This window comes from Halonatronum saccharophilum DSM 13868 (genome assembly GCF_000517025.1).
GTDB classification, from domain to species: Bacteria; Bacillota; Halanaerobiia; order Halobacteroidales; family Halobacteroidaceae; genus Halonatronum; species Halonatronum saccharophilum.
In genome coordinates, this window is record NZ_KI912096.1 from 89,706 (window position 1) to 105,260 (window position 15,555).

Consider the following 15,555-nt stretch of genomic DNA (forward strand, 5'->3'; position numbering starts at 1 on the left):
AAAGGGGGTATTGTAGATGCCCTTAAATAGTATAAAGAGAAGGGAACTTTTAAGGCGCTTTGAAGCTGGTGATATCTCACTTACCCAATTCTTTAAGATGGCAGATGATACTAAAGAGATGGATTTAGACAGGCACGATTCTTCTAAGCTAAGTGAAGAAGGGATAGAGGAGATCTTAAAAGACTTAGATAGTATGATAGGATTAAAAAAAATCAAAGAATTAGTGACTCAACTAAGGGCTTTTGTTATGGTACAAAGAGAGAGAGATAGGCAGAATTTAAAGGTTGATTCTTTAGTCTTGCATATGATCTTTAAAGGAAATCCTGGTACCGGAAAGACTACAGTTGCTAGAATACTAGCAAAATTTTTTAAGGAGTTAGGGGTCTTAGAAGATGGTGGCTTTAAAGAGGTAGATAGGGGAGATTTAGTAGGAGAATATATAGGCCATACAGCCCAAAAGACAAAGAAAGTGATTAAAGAAGCTCTAGGAGGGATATTATTTATCGATGAGGCTTACTCCTTAGCTAGAGGTGGTCATAGGGATTTTGGTAAGGAGGCTATAGATACTATGGTAAAAGCAATGGAGGATAAAAGAGATAATCTAGTTATAATCTTAGCAGGATACCCAAAGGAGATGGAAACCTTCCTTAGCAGCAATCCAGGTTTAAGATCTCGATTCCCAATACAAGTAGACTTTGAAGATTATTCCCTAGAAGAATTAATCGAAATAGCCAAGATGATGATAGCTGAACGGGAGTATAAGCTTACTAAAGGTGGGGAAGCAAAACTTTACAATATCTTAAGTACAATTAGAAAGGGTGTTGGCCCAGAAGAGGGTAATGCTAGAACGGTACGCAATATAATTGAGGAGGGAATTAGAAATCAAGCTTTAAGGTTAATGAAGAAGGATAAAGTAACTAAAGAAGATCTAATGGCTATTACTAGAGAAGACTTGAGTCTAATTCTTAACTCTTAACTCTTAATTAATATAACGCGAGGTGATAAAATGGTATCGGTTTTAATAATAGGTCAACCTAATGTTGGGAAGACCTCCTTTCTTCTTAATTTTGCTAGATATTTAGGTTTAGAAGAGGTTAAATTTATGATAAAACAGCCAGCAGGTTTTATCTCTACTAGAACATATACATTAGACCAAGCCTACGATACCTTAATATCAGATGATCCTCATAAGACTGATAATATTCATAGTATAAAACTTAACCTGCCTGTTGGCAAGCATAATAAGGTAATACGTTTAGTTGATAGTTGTGGTCTAAGTGATGAAGGAGATATTAATATAAAAAATAGAAAGGCTATGGCTCAAACTCTCCAAGAGTTAATAGAGTCTGAGATAATCCTTCATATGATAGACTTAAGCCAATTTCAATCTGATTTCCATTTAGGGGTTATTGATCAAGAAATTTATAGTTTTTTATTCAATAAAGCAGGTTATAAGGTATTGGCCAATAAGGTAGATTTAGATTTTGGGTTTAAGAAATTATCTAAGTTAAATAAAGTAGTAGATAAGCGTTTAGTAATTCCAATTTCAGCTCTTTATCAAGAAGGATTTACCAAGGTTAAATCGTTTTTATTAGAGAATGTTTAGGGGGATAATATGGAAGGATTGAATGATTTTTCGGTTATCTTCTTGACCGGTTTGGTAATTAAATTGATGGACGACTATCTAGACCAGGAGATTGATAGATTAAATGGACGCAAGACCTTGGTCCTGAGATTAGAGAGGGGAATTCTTCCTTATGTACTTATATTGATGACATTTTCATCTTTGATAGATCCTTATCTGACAGTATCTCTGTTTTGGGCTAGTTATATAATTGGAATGGGTATGGATATGGATGGAAATAAGTTACCTACTGGATTAAAAGCTTATCAAGAGGTTATAGTAATGTTAGGACTAGGATTTATAGCTTTAGATAAGGAGGAGTTTATCTTTTCTTTAGCAATAATGCTTTTCATACAGTTACTAGATGATTATATAGATTATTATTTAGAAGAGTTTATTAATAGGGATAACTTTATCAATTATTTGGGTAAAGGGGGGACAGTTTTATTATCTTTTTTATCTCTTGTAATATCCTTAGGGATAAGTTGGGAGAGAAGTGTAATTGTTATTTTTGCTACACCAATAGTTGTATGGCTTCTTCATAGATAATGATGGGAGTGAATTATATGATTTATAGAATATTAATAATCGTACTATCTTCTATGCTGTTTGGTTATCTTTTAGGAAGAAAATTAGGCCGGGAAGAAGGGCTAAAAGAAGGAATATTATTTACCCCAATTATCTTAAGAAAGAGAAGTTTAGAAGAAGGTAAGTGTACTAGCTGTGGTAGAGAGTACTTTGATTTAGACGGTCAAAGTTAAAGTTGAGTTGATAAATGGGTAATGAGTAATATTAAAATTTAGCCTCAATATGTCTTGTGATTTTACTCATTACCAGTAATAAAAAAGGAGGAAGGTTAATGAAAGGGCAGATAAACTTGCAAGATAATTTCTTAAATGAGTTAAGAAAGAGAGAAGAGGAAGTAAAGGTCTTTTTAGTTAATGGTTTCTGTTTATCAGCAGTAATAGAAGGTTTTGATAGTTTTGTGCTTGTAGTAAGAGAAGGAGAAAGACAGCAGATGATATATAAACATGCAATATCTACAATAGTTCCACAAAATTTAGTTGATAATCTTTTTGAAGATAATTAATCTTACAAAGAATTAAGAAATATTGTTTTTGTATTTATCTTTTATATTAAGCAGGTATAAGCTCCTGATCTATTGAATAATGTAATTAAGTAAGAAAAACTTGCTATTGTAGTTTCTGTCGGGGTATAGTTAAAGTATAGATTACATTTAAATCATATAGATTACGGAGGGATTAATATGAGAAAAGTATTATTCTTTTTTATGATTATATTGGTATTATACTCATCAACCTCTTTTGCAAGCAGTAGATTTGAAGAACAGTGGCAAGAAGCATTAAGGATTAATGAAGATTTAAGAAGTGAATCAGGTGAAGAGAATATAGTGTTAGATTATCAATTAGCTGTTATTTATGCCAATTTTGGAAAAATAGAAGATTCTATGGATGTCTTACAATCTATAGATAAAAGTGAAGGGCGTGAGAAGTTAAGAGATATTATTCCTGAATACGAAGAAAGGTTTTCAATTAATCCTTTAGATATAGTAAATAGTAATTATTTGGCTTTTGCTTACTATATTGTAAAGGATTATGAAAAAGCAAGGGAGGTCTTTACAGAACTTAGTTATATAGACGATCAAAATATCTGGACATATAATTATCTAGCAGTTGTAGAGCATCAGTTAGAGGATTACGATAAGGCCCATAAAACTTTAGAGAGGTCATTAGAAATTGAAGATAATGAATATACCCACTTTCTTTTAGGTGTTAATTATTATAAGAATGGGAGTTACTTTAGAGCTATGAACCATATTAGAAGAGGGAGAAGGGGAGTTAGGTTATTTTTAGATTAGCTTTAAAAATCTTAGGTACCATAATTATTTAGCTTGATATTAATATAAGTCGAATTGTTTATAATTTTCCAAGAGATATATTTCTAGGTGATATAATAATAATAAATTTTGATATTGGATCACCTGCCACTTTAAGGTTTAATTATCATTAATAGGCTATAAAACCCTTTAATTTTACTGCTTTTTCTGTTATAATGAGGGTAGTTAATAATTTTGGTGCTTATATTCCTCGATTTTTTCTAAGCTTAAGGAGGAATTTTTTTAGATATGGAGAAAAAAGTAGAGAGAAGTTTATATAATAATTGTATCTATATTGGGAATAATATGATGTAGTAGTAGATGTGCTACTGTGCTGGAAGGGGAAGCAATTATGGAGATTATCTTAGCAAAGCATGCAGGATTTTGTTTTGGTGTTAACCGTGCTATGGATCTAGCTTTAGAGATTGGTGATAAAAAGGAAGGTGCAGTACATACCCTTGGCCCTTTAATTCATAACCCTCAGGCTGTTAAAAAACTTGAAGGTGTTGGGATAGGAGTAGAAAAAGAGATAAAGAATATAGAAGAGGGAACAGTAATAATTAGATCACATGGTGTCCCTCCAAATATAATCAACCAAGCTGAAGATAAAGGTTTAGAGGTTGTTAATGCAACCTGTCCTTTTGTTAAAAGAGCCCAAGATAAGGCTAGAGAGTTACTAGAAGATGGATACCAAGTTGTAATAAGTGGAGACAAGGATCATCCTGAAGTAGTAGCTATTTTAGGGTATGCAGATAATAAGGCAATTGTTGTAGAAGATGAATCAGATTTTTCAAAGTTAGATACTTGTAAAAAGGTTGGAGTTATCGTCCAAACTACTCAGTCTTTGGATAGATTACAAAAGCTAAGTAACTTTCTCTTAGAAAGGGTTGGAGAATTGAAAGTTTATAATACCATCTGTACTACAACAGGTCAACGTCAGGATGAGGCGGGTCGATTATCTCAAAAGGTAGATTTAATGATAGTTATAGGTGGTTACAATAGTGCTAATACCAATCGTTTAGCCCAAATCTGTCGTCAAAATGATGTACAAACTTATCATATTGAATCTGCAGATGAGTTAAAAAATGGTTGGTTTGCTAATAATATTAATAAAGTGGGTATTACCGCAGGGGCATCAACCCCTAATTGGATAATTAAGGAGGTCTTAAGTCGAATGACAGAAATTAATGAAGAAGTTCAAGAGAATTTTGAAGCTGTTGAATTAAGTAAAAATGAAGTAATTAGTGGAAAAGTAGAGCAGGTGAATAGTGATGGTGCTTATGTTAATATAGGTACTAAAACAGAAGGGTTTGTGCCTGCTAATGAAGTTAGTGATGCAGGAAAGGAAGTAAGTGAAGTTCTTTCTGTAGGAGATGAGGTTAATCTTTTAGTTTTAGAAGTAGAAGATGAAGAAGGAAAAGCTATACTATCCAAAAAGAGGGTGGATAGAGAGCAAGCATGGGAAAAAGTAGAAGAGCTTGTTGAAAGTGGTGAAGTTATAGAAGCAGAAGTGACAAGAGAGGTAAAGGGTGGCTTAGTTGCTGATATCGGTCTAAGAGGTTTTATTCCTGCTTCTCATGTTTCAGTAGACTATATAGAAGATTTAAGTCAATTTGTTGGAGAAAAATTAGAATTAAGGGTTATTGAAGTTGAAAGAGAAAATAATAATGTAGTTCTTTCTCACAAGGTAATCTTAGAAGAAGAGCTAGAAGAGAAGAAAAAAGAAGTTCTAGCTTCTTTAGAAGAGGGTCAAGAAATAGAAGGTGAAATTACAAAACTTGTAGACTTTGGTGCTTTTGTAGATTTAGGAGGAGTAGAAGGGTTATTACACATATCTGAAATTTCTTGGGGAAGAATTGCACACCCTTCTGAAGTTTTAGAAGAAGGAGAGACAATTAAGGTTAAGGTCTTAGGTGTAAATCCTGAGAAAGAAAGAATCTCTTTGGGATTAAAGCAGATTCAAGCAGATCCTTGGGATGAATTTATTGAAGAGAGTGAAGCAGGAGATAAGGTTAAAGGAAAGATAACTAAGATAGTAGATTTTGGAGCCTTTATGGAAGTTAAGCCTGGTGTAGAAGGTTTAATTCATATTTCTCAACTATCTAGAGAGCATATCGATAAAGTAGAGGACGTATTAACTGTTGGTCAAGAAGTTGAAGCTAAGGTTATTAATATAGAACCTGGAGATAGAAGGGTTGGTTTAAGCCTGAAAGAGTTAGAAGAAGCACCAAAGGTTAAAAAGAAAGTAGCTAAAAAGACTTCAGCTCCTAGAACCGAGCAAGTTAATGATGATGAAGGTTCTGGAGTAAAATTAGGTGATGTGTTTGGAGATTTATTTAATAAATAATTTCTTCTTAAATAACCCCAGCTGTTAACTCAGCTAGGGTTATTCTTATTTTTGAGTTATAATTTAATTGGGCCAACATTTATTTTTTATCATCCTTCATATCCCTTCTAATAGGACCATAAAATTAAATTAGGAGGGATGAATATGTTAAATAAGATATGGTGGATAATGATAATTGGTGGAATAATAATTGGAGCTATAAATGGGAGAATGGAAGAGGTCTCTATAGCAATCTTGGAATCTGCTCAAAATAGTGTTCAGATAGTTATTAGATTAATAGGGCCAATGGCTCTTTGGTTAGGATTGATGAAGATTGCTGAAGAGGCTGAATTGACTAAAGTCTTAGCTAAATTATTTAAACCTATAGCCAGGGTCTTATTTCCAGAGATACCAAAAGACCATCCAGCATTGGGGTCGATAGTTATGAATTTAAGTGCTAATTTATTGGGCTTGGGTAATTCGGCTACTCCATTAGGTATCAAAGCTATGAAGGAGTTACAAGAGTTAAATAGAGATAAGGAATCTGCATCAAATGCTATGTGTACTTTTTTAGTTATAAATACCTCTAGTGTAACCTTGATTCCTACAACAGTTTTGGCCTTGAGGGTAGGAGCTGGGTCTAGTAGTCCAACTCAAATTATTGGAACGACTATCTTTGCTACAGCAGCCTCTACTTTAGCTGGAATAAGTGCTAATAAGTTACTAGCTAAGCTGAGAGGTAATTTTTATGATTGAGTTGGTTAATAACATATCTCAGTGGGCTATCCCAATTATAGTGGCAATTATTTTAGTAACTGCAATAACTAAAAAGGTAAATGTATATGATACTTTTACTGAAGGTGCTGTAGAAGGAATTGGAGTTGGAGTTAAGATATTACCCTATTTGGTTGCTATGCTAATGGCTATCTCTATATTTAGAGCGTCTGGAGCCTTAGATCTATTACTAGGAGTAATTGCCCCTATATCTACTGCTTTAGGTATTCCTGAGGAAGTCGTTCCTTTAGCATTGCTTCGCCCTTTATCGGGAACAGCATCATTGGGTATTGTAAGTGATCTAATTAGTGAATATGGTCCTGATTCTTTTATAGGTAGATTAGCCTCTACTATGCAAGGAAGCACAGAGACTACTTTTTATGTGGCTGCTCTTTATTTTGGTTCAGTTGGAATTAAGAGAAGTCGCCACTCTATTGTAGCAGGATTAATAGCCGATTTTGTAGGATTTTTGGCAGCAGTTTTTATCTGCAAGTTGGTCTTTTTTTGAAAGAGGTTTTTTATTTATTATATAGAAGTAGTTATTTAGAGAAAAGATAAAATTAGTGTTTATAGATAGTATATTTTAAAGATTGCTTAGTTTTAGTATGGTTTTAAGGTTTTTAGCTTAAAGCACATAGCTTATTTTATACTAGTAGAGTAATCGATTTTGTGTTAAAATAAACTTAGTATGCAAAAATAACAGAGTAGGAGTGGAGATATGTCTGAAAAATACGTTGATTTACATTTACATACTACTGCTTCTGATGGGAGTTTTACTCCTAAGGAGCTGGTTAAAAGAGCTGTAGAATTAGGTTTTAGTGCAATAGCTATTACAGATCATGATACAGTAGGTGCTTTAAAAGAAGGAGTAGAGCTTGCTAAAGAAAACGGGATTGAAATGGTACCTGGAATTGAGTTAAATACAGACTATGAGAATACAGAGATTCATATCTTAGGGTATTATATCGATTTTTCAGATGAAAAATTAGTAAATAAGTTGATTTCTTTACAAGAGGCTAGATATAATAGAATCAAGAATATTGTCCAAAAGCTAAATGAAGTGGGAATTGATATTGATTTTGATAATGTTGCTAATCTTGCCCAAGATGCTGCTTTAGGTCGCCCTCATATTGCTCAACTGATGCTAGAAAAAGGCTATGTTAAAGAGTGGAGTGACGCCTTTGATAAGTATATAGGTAAGGGTTGTCCAGCTTATGTAGAAAGGAAGAAGCTAACCCCTAAAGAAGCAATCCAATTAATTAAGGGGGTTGGAGGTGTTCCCATTCTTGCTCATCCAGTTTTAATGGAGAGAGATGATCTACTTCCTAAATTGATTGAGTGGGGAATTGAAGGTTTAGAGGTCTATCATACAGAGCATGATAAAGGGGATATAAAGAGATATTTAGAATTTGTAAGGGAGAATAAGCTCTTGATGACAGCAGGTTCAGATTGTCATGGACCAAAGAGGAAAAAAGAGATATTAATGGGTAAGATCAAAGGGCCAATTTCAATCTTAGAAGAATTAAAGTCTGCTAAAAAATAACTTAAAAGATCTTCTGCCACGAATCTAAACTAATAAAAGCTTAAAAATAAATTATAAAGTTTAAAAATAGTTTTGATTTGTGGCTAAGTAATTATAGTTGATAATTTTTAGAATTTGATCTTTAAATTTCAATTAAAATCTAAAGTCAATATTACTCATAAGATTCGTTGTTGAAGTAAAGATGTTTTCAGATGGATTGATCTTTTAATTTAACTTGGGACATACTCTAGTTGCAAATTATTAGATTATAAAAAGAAAAATTCACAACAAAGAGGAGGAGAACTTATGTTAGAAATTTTAAAATCAGGTGGAGTTACAGTCATACCTCTAGTAATCTGTTCAGTTATTAGTCTTGCAGTTGCTTTAGAAAGGTTTATTTATTTAAAGAAGGCTAAAGCAAATAATTTCAAGTTGATTAAAAAGGCTAAGTTGAAGATGGATAGTGGTAAATTTGTTGAAGCTAAAGCAATTATTGAAGAAGAGAGAGGGCCAGTTGCTGGTATTTTAAGAGAAGGCATGAAGTATTATGGTAAGGAAAAGAGTGAGATTAGAAGTAATTTAGAGTTGATAGGTCAAAATGAGGTTAAAAAGATGGAGAAAGGTCTTAATGTTTTGGATGTAATTGCTACAATTGCACCATTGCTAGGACTTTTAGGTACTGTTTTAGGAATAATAGATAGTTTTAATATTTTGGCAGGTGCTCAAGGTATGGCATCACCTAGTGCTTTAAGTGTTGGTATCTCCCAAGCACTAATCAGTACAGCAGTTGGTTTGATAGTAGCTATTCCTACTATGCTAATGTATAGTTACTTGGTTAGTTTAGTTAATGATAGAGTAAAGGAGATCAATACTTGGTTTGTAGATTTGGCGGATCTTCTAAGTCAAGGTGATCAGAATGTTCAAATCTAACTTAAAGAGAACCCCTAATATTCAAATATTACCGATGATTGATGTTATATTCTTTCTTTTAGTATTCTTTATGCTATTTACTACCTTTAAGGTAAGTCCAACTGGTTTGGAGATTAATTTGCCTACAGCAAGGACTGTAACTGAGCAAGAAGAAGATTTGCAGGTTAACATAACAATTGATAGTAATGGTGAGGTTTATTTAGATGATGAGAAAGTAGAGATGAGATACTTAGAGTTTGAAATAAGTAAGTATATTAATGATAGTCCTGATGCCTTATTCATTATCAAAGGTGATAATGATGTAAAATATGAGAGCATAGTTAAAGTTATGGATATTGTAAGAGATATGGGTGGTTATCGATTAGCTTTAGCAGCCGACAAAGAAAGTTTAAATTAGGTGATAATATGAAAAATGACAATGGATCTAGAGGGAAATTTTTCAAATATCTATTTTCTTCTTTATTAATCCACTTAGTAATTCTCTTCTTATTCTCAACTATAACTGCTGGTATTCAGCCAGCTTTTCAAAGTCAGCCTACTGATAAAGTAAGTCAGTTGAATTTAATTCATTTAGAAGAGGAAGTTATTGATGAGTCTGATTACTCTACTAAGGTTGATGAAGAAGTGGTAGATGAGGTAGAAGAGGATGAAGAAGAAGAGTTAGAAGAAGATCTTAAAGAAGGTGACTTAGAAGAGTTACAAGAAGAACCTAAAGATGAGATTGAAGAGGTTGCTGGAGAGTTAGAAGAAGAGAGTGAGCAAGAAGTTGTACAAGAAGAGGTTGGTTCAGAGGAAAAAATCATAGAAGATGAAGCTGAAGATATCCCTGATGAGCCTACTATAGACGAAGATCAAGAGGAAGAGTCTGAAGATATATTGACAAGTGAAGATAGCACAGAAGAGGTTAAGGTCTCAGAAGGTGAAGGTGAAGAGAAGCAGAAAGAAAAAGATTCTACCAAAGAGGAAAATGAAGAGATCAAAGAGGGTGAAGAAGTAGAAGGTGAAGAGGTTAAAGAAGAAGCTAAAGAGGATCCTCCACCACCTCCAGTAGCACAAGATATGATCTTTTCTAATATAATTCCAAGTTACCCTAAAAATGCAGCAAATGCTGGAGTAGAGGGTGAAGTGGAGTTATTGGTTAGAGTTAGTGCAGATGGTAGTATTCAAGGAGTAGATATTGTAGAATCTTCTCAAAATCAGAATCTTGATAATGTAGCAAAGCTTACTGTTGAAAGAGGTTGGGAGTTTGAGCCTTATAACTCTGACTATAGTATTCGCTTACTGGTCACCTTTGAGGATAGAAATCACGTTGATGTTAAGTATTTAGATCTCTCTTTTGAGGAATGAGGTGTTAATAGATGAATTGGAAGTTGAAATTTAGTCTTTTGTTAGTATTAGTGATGATCGTTCTTGTTTCTTCTCTTGTCTATGCTAATACAGACGAATATGGTAACTTGCAGTTGAAAAATGAATATGTAGAGATTATTGTTAATCAAAATGAACTTAATAATGGACGATTCGGTATTAATGTTACAGGGGGAGATCCTATAAGAAGTGATGATAATAATAAACCATTACTATATGGATATCCTTACCCTTGGAGTTCTTATACTACAATCAGAATTGATGGTGAGAACTATATCTTTGGTGGTGAGACTGACAAAAGAGCTGGTAAGTCTGGCAGTTATGGAAAAGTTGTAGAAGATCCAAGGATAAAGGACGATAGCATTTCAACTAAATATAGGTTTGATGATATCTTAGTTGAACAGGTACTTTCATTTGTCCAAAGTACTACTACTGGTTTACCAGATACAGTACAGATTGAATATAGAGTTGAGAATAAGGGCCAAGAGCTTAGAGATGTTGGAGTAAGAGCTATGATTGATACTATGTTAGGGGAGAATGATGGTGCTCCTTTTAGAGTTGGTGATGAAGCAGTAACAGGCGATAAATTATACTCTAAGGACGATATGCCAGTTTTTTGGCAAGCCTTTGATCAATTGAGTAATCCTAAGGTAATGGCCCAAGGGACTGTTATTGGACCAGGCTTAACTACACCTGATAAGATGTACTTTTCAAATTGGGGTAGTTTGGCTGATGAGGCATGGGAATTTGATTTTAATCCAGGAAGAGAGTTTATTAGAAAAGGGGAATTTGAACTTGATAGTGCTATGGCACTATTTTGGGATGAAGAGCCATTAAAGCCAGGTGAGAGTAGGAGGTATACTACTGACTATGGTCTTGGTGGAATCACTTTGGTTCCAGGAATATTATCTTTAGGTGTTACTTCACCTGCTGAAGTTGTAGTAGATGAACGTGGTAATCAGGTTCAGATTGTTGCTTACATTCAAAATACAGCCAATATTACTGCTAAAGATGTAAATATTGACTTAGATCTTCCAGAAGGTCTTAAGTTGAACTCTCCATCTAAGAGAATATCTATTGGAGATTTAGAAGCTGGAGGAACAGCTCAGGTAATGTGGGAGGTACAACCTGAAGGAGTAGCAAAGAGTGAGGTCGAGTATCAAGTTAGAGCAAGTGCAGAGAATACTGATGATAATAGAGTAAGCAGGTCCTTAGGAATCATTGGACCGCCTAATTTAGAGGTGGAATGGTTTGGCCCGAAGGGAATTGGAAGAGTTGATAATTCACTAGTGGCTGATATATTTAGGGCTAGAGCAATGATAATTAATCGTGGTGCTTCGCCAGCCTATGGTGTTGATACTTATTTAGCACTTCCACCGGGCTTAGCTTTAAGTAGAGGTGAGAGATCTGATAAATATATAGGTTCTTTGCAACCAGGAGAGTCTATAGAGGTGCCTTGGTTATTGAGAAAGGTAGGGAGTGTAAATGGTGATCTTCCTTATTCTATTTATGTAGATAGTAGTAATGCAGGTAATGTTGAAGAAGGAAATACTATTTTTATACCTGAATTGAGCAATGAAGTAAGGTTAGAGCCTTTAAAAGATAAGAGGTATGAAGTAGGAGATTATATGACGATTCAAGTAAAGGCTAAGAATGTAAAGGAATTTTATGGTTTTAGAGGAGAACTTGGATTTAATGAAGAGGTCTTAGACCCTATATATGTATCAAGGGGTAGGCTTTTTATTGACAATGGAGAACTTCTAAGTTGGAATAAGCCAAGTGTTGATTATCAAGCAGGTTTGGTTGAAGGGATCTCTGCTTCCTTGGATAAGCCTACTGAGGTTCAAGAGGGTATTATAGCAAATATCCACTTTAAGATAAAGGGTGAAGGAGATTTTGATTTTGAATGGGTTGATCTTAACCTGTATGATGGATCAGATAGTAAGATAGATATAGAAATTATAAATAACCGGTTTTAAGACTAGGGGGGATCGATATGAGAGTAAGGATAGGTAGTTTTATTTTAGTAGCTTTATTTTTGATAAATCTTAGTACTCCAGCTTTGGCCAGTAGTAATATTGAGGATCTCCCAAGAGATCACTGGGCCTATGAAAGCGTGGTAGAGTTGGTAAATAGGGGGTATATGTCCCTTCATCAAGATAATAACTTTAATGGTGATAATGAGGTAAGTCGTTATGAATTGGCTAATGTTGTAGCTAGGATACTACGTGATATCGAAGGAGGAAGATTCGTAGCAGAAGAGGGAGATATCTTAACTCTTAAGAATTTAGCAACTGAGTTTCGCGTAGAATTAGTAGAGATAATGAGAAGTAATGAGAGTTTAAGAGATGACCTTGATAAGATTGAAAAGGATCAAGCTATAGTTAAAGAAGACCTTGTTGATACAAATTATAGAGTTAATAGTGTAGAAAGACAGGCTAAAAGAGTATTAGATAGTTTAGAGAATGAAGCCATTAGAATTGCTAAGTTAGAAGTAGAATTAAATGAATTAAAGAATAATAATATAGAGTTACAATCTAGAGTTAATAATTTGGAGAATAGATCAGGTAGTCAAGAAGATGTAGAGAAGTTAAATAATAGGATCTTTTGGTTAACTGGAGGATGGATAGTATCTACTCTGTTATTATTAAATAATTAGAAAGAGGGTAAGTAAGATGAAGAAATCCTTTAGAGTAATTTCTTTGACTTTGATTTTTTTATTACTTTTTCCTTATTTAGCTTCTTTTAATTCGCCTTATAAGCATATAGCCTATGCAGAAGATTTAGAAGATAAGACTGTATATAAAGGTGTTGCCGTTGCCCTTCTTTTGATGTACTTTGCTAATCGTTTTAGTAGTTCAGGTAATAGGAGTTCTTCTAGAAGGGGAGCAAGAATTGATTACAGTAGCTCTGATTTGAATGTTTTGGCTAGGGCAGTTCATGGTGAAGCTAGAGGGGAGCCCTATGAAGGGCAGGTGGCTGTAGCTGCAGTGATAATTAATCGGGTCTTAAGCGATGAATTTCCTAATAATATCTATGATGTTGTTTATCAAAAGGGCCAATTCTCTGCTGTTGATGATGGTCAGATAAACTTAACGCCAAATGAGACTTCATTTAAAGCAGCTAAAGAAGCTTTATATGGAAGTGATCCATCTCTTGGTGCATTATATTTCTACAATCCAAGGACAGCTAGAACCTTATGGTGGTTAGAGACTAGACCAACACTAATTGATATAGGAAACCACAGATTTGCTGAATAGATGAAAAAAGAGACCCAACAGGGTCTCTTTTGTTTTTTAGTGTAGGTTTATAGTGATATAGTGGCACAAAAGTGCAACTATATCACTATAAGGTGTTATTTAAGAAAAAGGAACATTGTATAATTAAATGCACGGATAGTGCAAAAAATAAATGACACATATGAATACCTCATATATAATGTTAAATAACCACAAATAACATAAAGTGAGGTATTGATATGTGCCAAGATAATTATAACACAAATGAGAACAAAGGTGAACACTTAAAATGGGAAGATAGAAAAGTAATAGAACACTTGTATAATCAACAAAACAAGTCTCCCAAAGAGATTGCACAAGAGTTAGGTAGACATAGAACTACAATAAGCAGAGAGGTTAAAAAAGGCAAAATAGAGCTATTAAATTGGGACTATACAATTAGAATAGAATATGATGCATTAAAGGCTCAAAAGGTATATGATCAAAATGCTACAGCTAAAGGAGCTAAAATAAAAATAGGTAAAGATCACAGGTTAGCTGAGTTTATAGAGGAAAAAATCAAAGATAAGTATTCTCCAGAAGTAATTGCAGATATGATAAAAAATAGTGAAGATTTTGAAATAGAATTACATTGGAAGACTATCTATAATTATATAGATAAAGGCATCCTATTTGTAAGTAGAGAAGAGTTGACCTATGGTAATTATAAAAAGTCTAAAAAGACAAAGAAGAAAGAAAAAGAATCAACTAAAAGACGTAAAGAAGGTAGAAGAATATCAGATAGGCCTAAAGCAGCTGATGAGAGGTTAGAAGTAGGTCATTGGGAAATGGATCTAGTAGAGGGTAGAAAGGGAAAAGGAGAGCCTTTCTTATTAGTTCTAACGGAGAGGTATAGTAGAAAAGAAATAATAGAGATTATACCTAATAAGACGCAGGAAGCTGTAATAAGAGGTCTGGATCGAATAGAAAGAAGAATAGGAGTAAAGAAGTTTAGAGAATTGTTCAAGACTATTACAACTGATAATGGGAAAGAATTTTATAACTATACAGGAATAGAGACTTCTTTACAAGAAGTAAATTCCAAGGACAAAGCAATATTATGCTGATGCTTACTCTTCTTGGCAAAGAGGGAGTAATGAGAACTTAAATAAAATGATTAGAAGGTTTTTGCCAAAAGGAAGTAGCTTTAAGAATCTTAGTAGAAATCAAATTAAAAGAATTGAAAAATGGATTAATAATTATCCTAGGAAGATGTTTGGTTTTAAAAGTTCTAATAATATATTTGAAATAGGTTTAAATGTAGCATAAATAAACACATCATATGAGGTGTTTTTTTCCATAAAGGCTGTGCATTTTATATTGCAATTTTCATTATTTAAGAAAAATATATTTTACAGTTGGAAAATGATTATAAATATGTTATAATATAAAAAGGATATATTTAACACAAAAAACAAATTAGTCATAACAATGTTATTATATCAAACTGGATATATATTAGAGTGAAGAAGCATAACTTGTTAATTTGGTTGCCTTGAGTTATGTAGAGCTAATGGCAAACCCACCAAAAGAAATTATTCTTTTTTTGGTGGGTTTTTTATATACAAAGTAATAAGTATAGAAGGAGATACTATATAAAATTAAATTGACCGAACTACTAAGATGAGAAAGGAGGATAGATAATGGTTAAAATAAGCTGGGAAGATAGTATCTTTTCTGATGTATCTAAAAATTTTGTCAATAACCCAAACCCTGACTTGGGTGAGAAGGTTGAAATTTTATTTAGAGTATTAAAAGGAGCGCCAATAAAAAGTGTTATACTTTGTTATGTACGCAATGGAGATGAAAATATCATTGTAACTAATTACAGCACAGGTG

General features: G+C 33.5%; 17 protein-coding genes and 1 pseudogene. All 18 read left to right on the forward strand.

Annotation, left to right across the window (positions count from 1 at the left end; all coding sequences use genetic code 11):
- Positions 1-16: 16 nt before the first annotated feature.
- Positions 17-976: an AAA family ATPase gene (locus tag HALSAC_RS0110690; RefSeq protein ID WP_027340258.1), complete on the forward strand. Its 960-nt coding sequence runs from the start codon at positions 17-19 to the stop codon at positions 974-976.
- Between the two features lie 30 nt (positions 977-1,006).
- A complete protein-coding gene (locus HALSAC_RS0110695; RefSeq protein ID WP_027340259.1) occupies positions 1,007-1,606 on the forward strand; it encodes a GTPase in 600 nt (199 codons plus the stop codon).
- Between the two features lie 9 nt (positions 1,607-1,615).
- Positions 1,616-2,173, forward strand: a complete 558-nt coding sequence (locus HALSAC_RS0110700) for a hypothetical protein (RefSeq protein ID WP_027340260.1) — start codon at positions 1,616-1,618, stop codon at positions 2,171-2,173.
- A 17-nt stretch (positions 2,174-2,190) separates the two neighbouring features.
- Complete coding sequence (locus HALSAC_RS15710) at positions 2,191-2,385, forward strand: hypothetical protein (protein WP_035571785.1); 195 nt, start codon at positions 2,191-2,193, stop codon at positions 2,383-2,385.
- Between the two features lie 98 nt (positions 2,386-2,483).
- Positions 2,484-2,714 (forward strand): RNA chaperone Hfq, encoded by a 231-nt coding sequence (hfq, locus tag HALSAC_RS0110710; protein ID WP_027340261.1) that lies wholly within the window; start codon positions 2,484-2,486, stop codon positions 2,712-2,714.
- A gap of 177 nt (positions 2,715-2,891) precedes the next feature.
- Entirely contained in the window at positions 2,892-3,503 is a 612-nt protein-coding gene (locus tag HALSAC_RS0110715; protein ID WP_027340262.1) for a tetratricopeptide repeat protein, read from the forward strand.
- A 370-nt stretch (positions 3,504-3,873) separates the two neighbouring features.
- Positions 3,874-5,868, forward strand: a complete 1,995-nt coding sequence (locus tag HALSAC_RS0110720) for a bifunctional 4-hydroxy-3-methylbut-2-enyl diphosphate reductase/30S ribosomal protein S1 (protein ID WP_027340263.1) — start codon at positions 3,874-3,876, stop codon at positions 5,866-5,868.
- A 144-nt stretch (positions 5,869-6,012) separates the two neighbouring features.
- Positions 6,013-6,603, forward strand: a complete 591-nt coding sequence (locus HALSAC_RS0110725) for a nucleoside recognition domain-containing protein (protein WP_027340264.1) — start codon at positions 6,013-6,015, stop codon at positions 6,601-6,603.
- A complete protein-coding gene (locus tag HALSAC_RS0110730) occupies positions 6,596-7,129 on the forward strand; it encodes a spore maturation protein (protein WP_027340265.1) in 534 nt (177 codons plus the stop codon). The genes HALSAC_RS0110725 and HALSAC_RS0110730 overlap by 8 nt, the downstream gene beginning before the upstream one ends.
- A 210-nt stretch (positions 7,130-7,339) precedes the next feature.
- The gene (locus HALSAC_RS0110735; RefSeq protein WP_027340266.1) at positions 7,340-8,164 is read left to right on the forward strand and encodes a PHP domain-containing protein; all 825 of its coding nucleotides are present in this window, start codon (positions 7,340-7,342) and stop codon (positions 8,162-8,164) included.
- A 285-nt stretch (positions 8,165-8,449) separates the two neighbouring features.
- Positions 8,450-9,073, forward strand: coding sequence for a MotA/TolQ/ExbB proton channel family protein (locus HALSAC_RS0110740; RefSeq protein WP_027340267.1), 624 nt, complete (start codon positions 8,450-8,452; stop codon positions 9,071-9,073).
- Complete coding sequence (locus HALSAC_RS0110745) at positions 9,060-9,470, forward strand: ExbD/TolR family protein (protein WP_027340268.1); 411 nt, start codon at positions 9,060-9,062, stop codon at positions 9,468-9,470. The genes HALSAC_RS0110740 and HALSAC_RS0110745 overlap by 14 nt, the downstream gene beginning before the upstream one ends.
- Before the next feature lie 8 nt (positions 9,471-9,478).
- Positions 9,479-10,420 carry an energy transducer TonB gene (locus HALSAC_RS16575; RefSeq protein ID WP_027340269.1) on the forward strand — a complete coding sequence of 314 codons (942 nt, stop codon included), beginning with the start codon at positions 9,479-9,481 and terminating at the stop codon, positions 10,418-10,420.
- 11 nt (positions 10,421-10,431) lie between these two features.
- A complete protein-coding gene (locus HALSAC_RS0110755) occupies positions 10,432-12,417 on the forward strand; it encodes a cohesin domain-containing protein (protein ID WP_035571787.1) in 1,986 nt (661 codons plus the stop codon).
- A gap of 17 nt (positions 12,418-12,434) precedes the next feature.
- Positions 12,435-13,097, forward strand: a complete 663-nt coding sequence (locus HALSAC_RS0110760) for an S-layer protein (protein WP_051412190.1) — start codon at positions 12,435-12,437, stop codon at positions 13,095-13,097.
- A 16-nt stretch (positions 13,098-13,113) separates the two neighbouring features.
- Positions 13,114-13,698, forward strand: coding sequence for a cell wall hydrolase (locus tag HALSAC_RS0110765; protein ID WP_027340272.1), 585 nt, complete (start codon positions 13,114-13,116; stop codon positions 13,696-13,698).
- A gap of 218 nt (positions 13,699-13,916) precedes the next feature.
- Positions 13,917-14,985, forward strand: a pseudogene (locus tag HALSAC_RS15720) (IS30 family transposase).
- Between the two features lie 374 nt (positions 14,986-15,359).
- Positions 15,360-15,555 (forward strand): hypothetical protein (locus tag HALSAC_RS17270; protein WP_035571789.1); only part of this gene is annotated, 196 nt, incomplete at its 3' end.

What these genes read in the sequence shown, in the direction of transcription:
- HALSAC_RS0110690 (WP_027340258.1), top strand. Translation starts at nt 17, where the DNA reads ATGCCCTTAAATAGTATAAAGAGAAGGGAACTTTTAAGGCGCTTTGAA.
- HALSAC_RS0110695 (WP_027340259.1), top strand. Translation starts at nt 1,007, where the DNA reads ATGGTATCGGTTTTAATAATAGGTCAACCTAATGTTGGGAAGACCTCC.
- HALSAC_RS0110700 (WP_027340260.1), top strand. Translation starts at nt 1,616, where the DNA reads ATGGAAGGATTGAATGATTTTTCGGTTATCTTCTTGACCGGTTTGGTA.
- HALSAC_RS15710 (WP_035571785.1), top strand. Translation starts at nt 2,191, where the DNA reads ATGATTTATAGAATATTAATAATCGTACTATCTTCTATGCTGTTTGGT.
- hfq (WP_027340261.1), top strand. Translation starts at nt 2,484, where the DNA reads ATGAAAGGGCAGATAAACTTGCAAGATAATTTCTTAAATGAGTTAAGA.
- HALSAC_RS0110715 (WP_027340262.1), top strand. Translation starts at nt 2,892, where the DNA reads ATGAGAAAAGTATTATTCTTTTTTATGATTATATTGGTATTATACTCA.
- HALSAC_RS0110720 (WP_027340263.1), top strand. Translation starts at nt 3,874, where the DNA reads ATGGAGATTATCTTAGCAAAGCATGCAGGATTTTGTTTTGGTGTTAAC.
- HALSAC_RS0110725 (WP_027340264.1), top strand. Translation starts at nt 6,013, where the DNA reads ATGTTAAATAAGATATGGTGGATAATGATAATTGGTGGAATAATAATT.
- HALSAC_RS0110730 (WP_027340265.1), top strand. Translation starts at nt 6,596, where the DNA reads ATGATTGAGTTGGTTAATAACATATCTCAGTGGGCTATCCCAATTATA.
- HALSAC_RS0110735 (WP_027340266.1), top strand. Translation starts at nt 7,340, where the DNA reads ATGTCTGAAAAATACGTTGATTTACATTTACATACTACTGCTTCTGAT.
- HALSAC_RS0110740 (WP_027340267.1), top strand. Translation starts at nt 8,450, where the DNA reads ATGTTAGAAATTTTAAAATCAGGTGGAGTTACAGTCATACCTCTAGTA.
- HALSAC_RS0110745 (WP_027340268.1), top strand. Translation starts at nt 9,060, where the DNA reads ATGTTCAAATCTAACTTAAAGAGAACCCCTAATATTCAAATATTACCG.
- HALSAC_RS16575 (WP_027340269.1), top strand. Translation starts at nt 9,479, where the DNA reads ATGAAAAATGACAATGGATCTAGAGGGAAATTTTTCAAATATCTATTT.
- HALSAC_RS0110755 (WP_035571787.1), top strand. Translation starts at nt 10,432, where the DNA reads ATGAATTGGAAGTTGAAATTTAGTCTTTTGTTAGTATTAGTGATGATC.
- HALSAC_RS0110760 (WP_051412190.1), top strand. Translation starts at nt 12,435, where the DNA reads ATGAGAGTAAGGATAGGTAGTTTTATTTTAGTAGCTTTATTTTTGATA.
- HALSAC_RS0110765 (WP_027340272.1), top strand. Translation starts at nt 13,114, where the DNA reads ATGAAGAAATCCTTTAGAGTAATTTCTTTGACTTTGATTTTTTTATTA.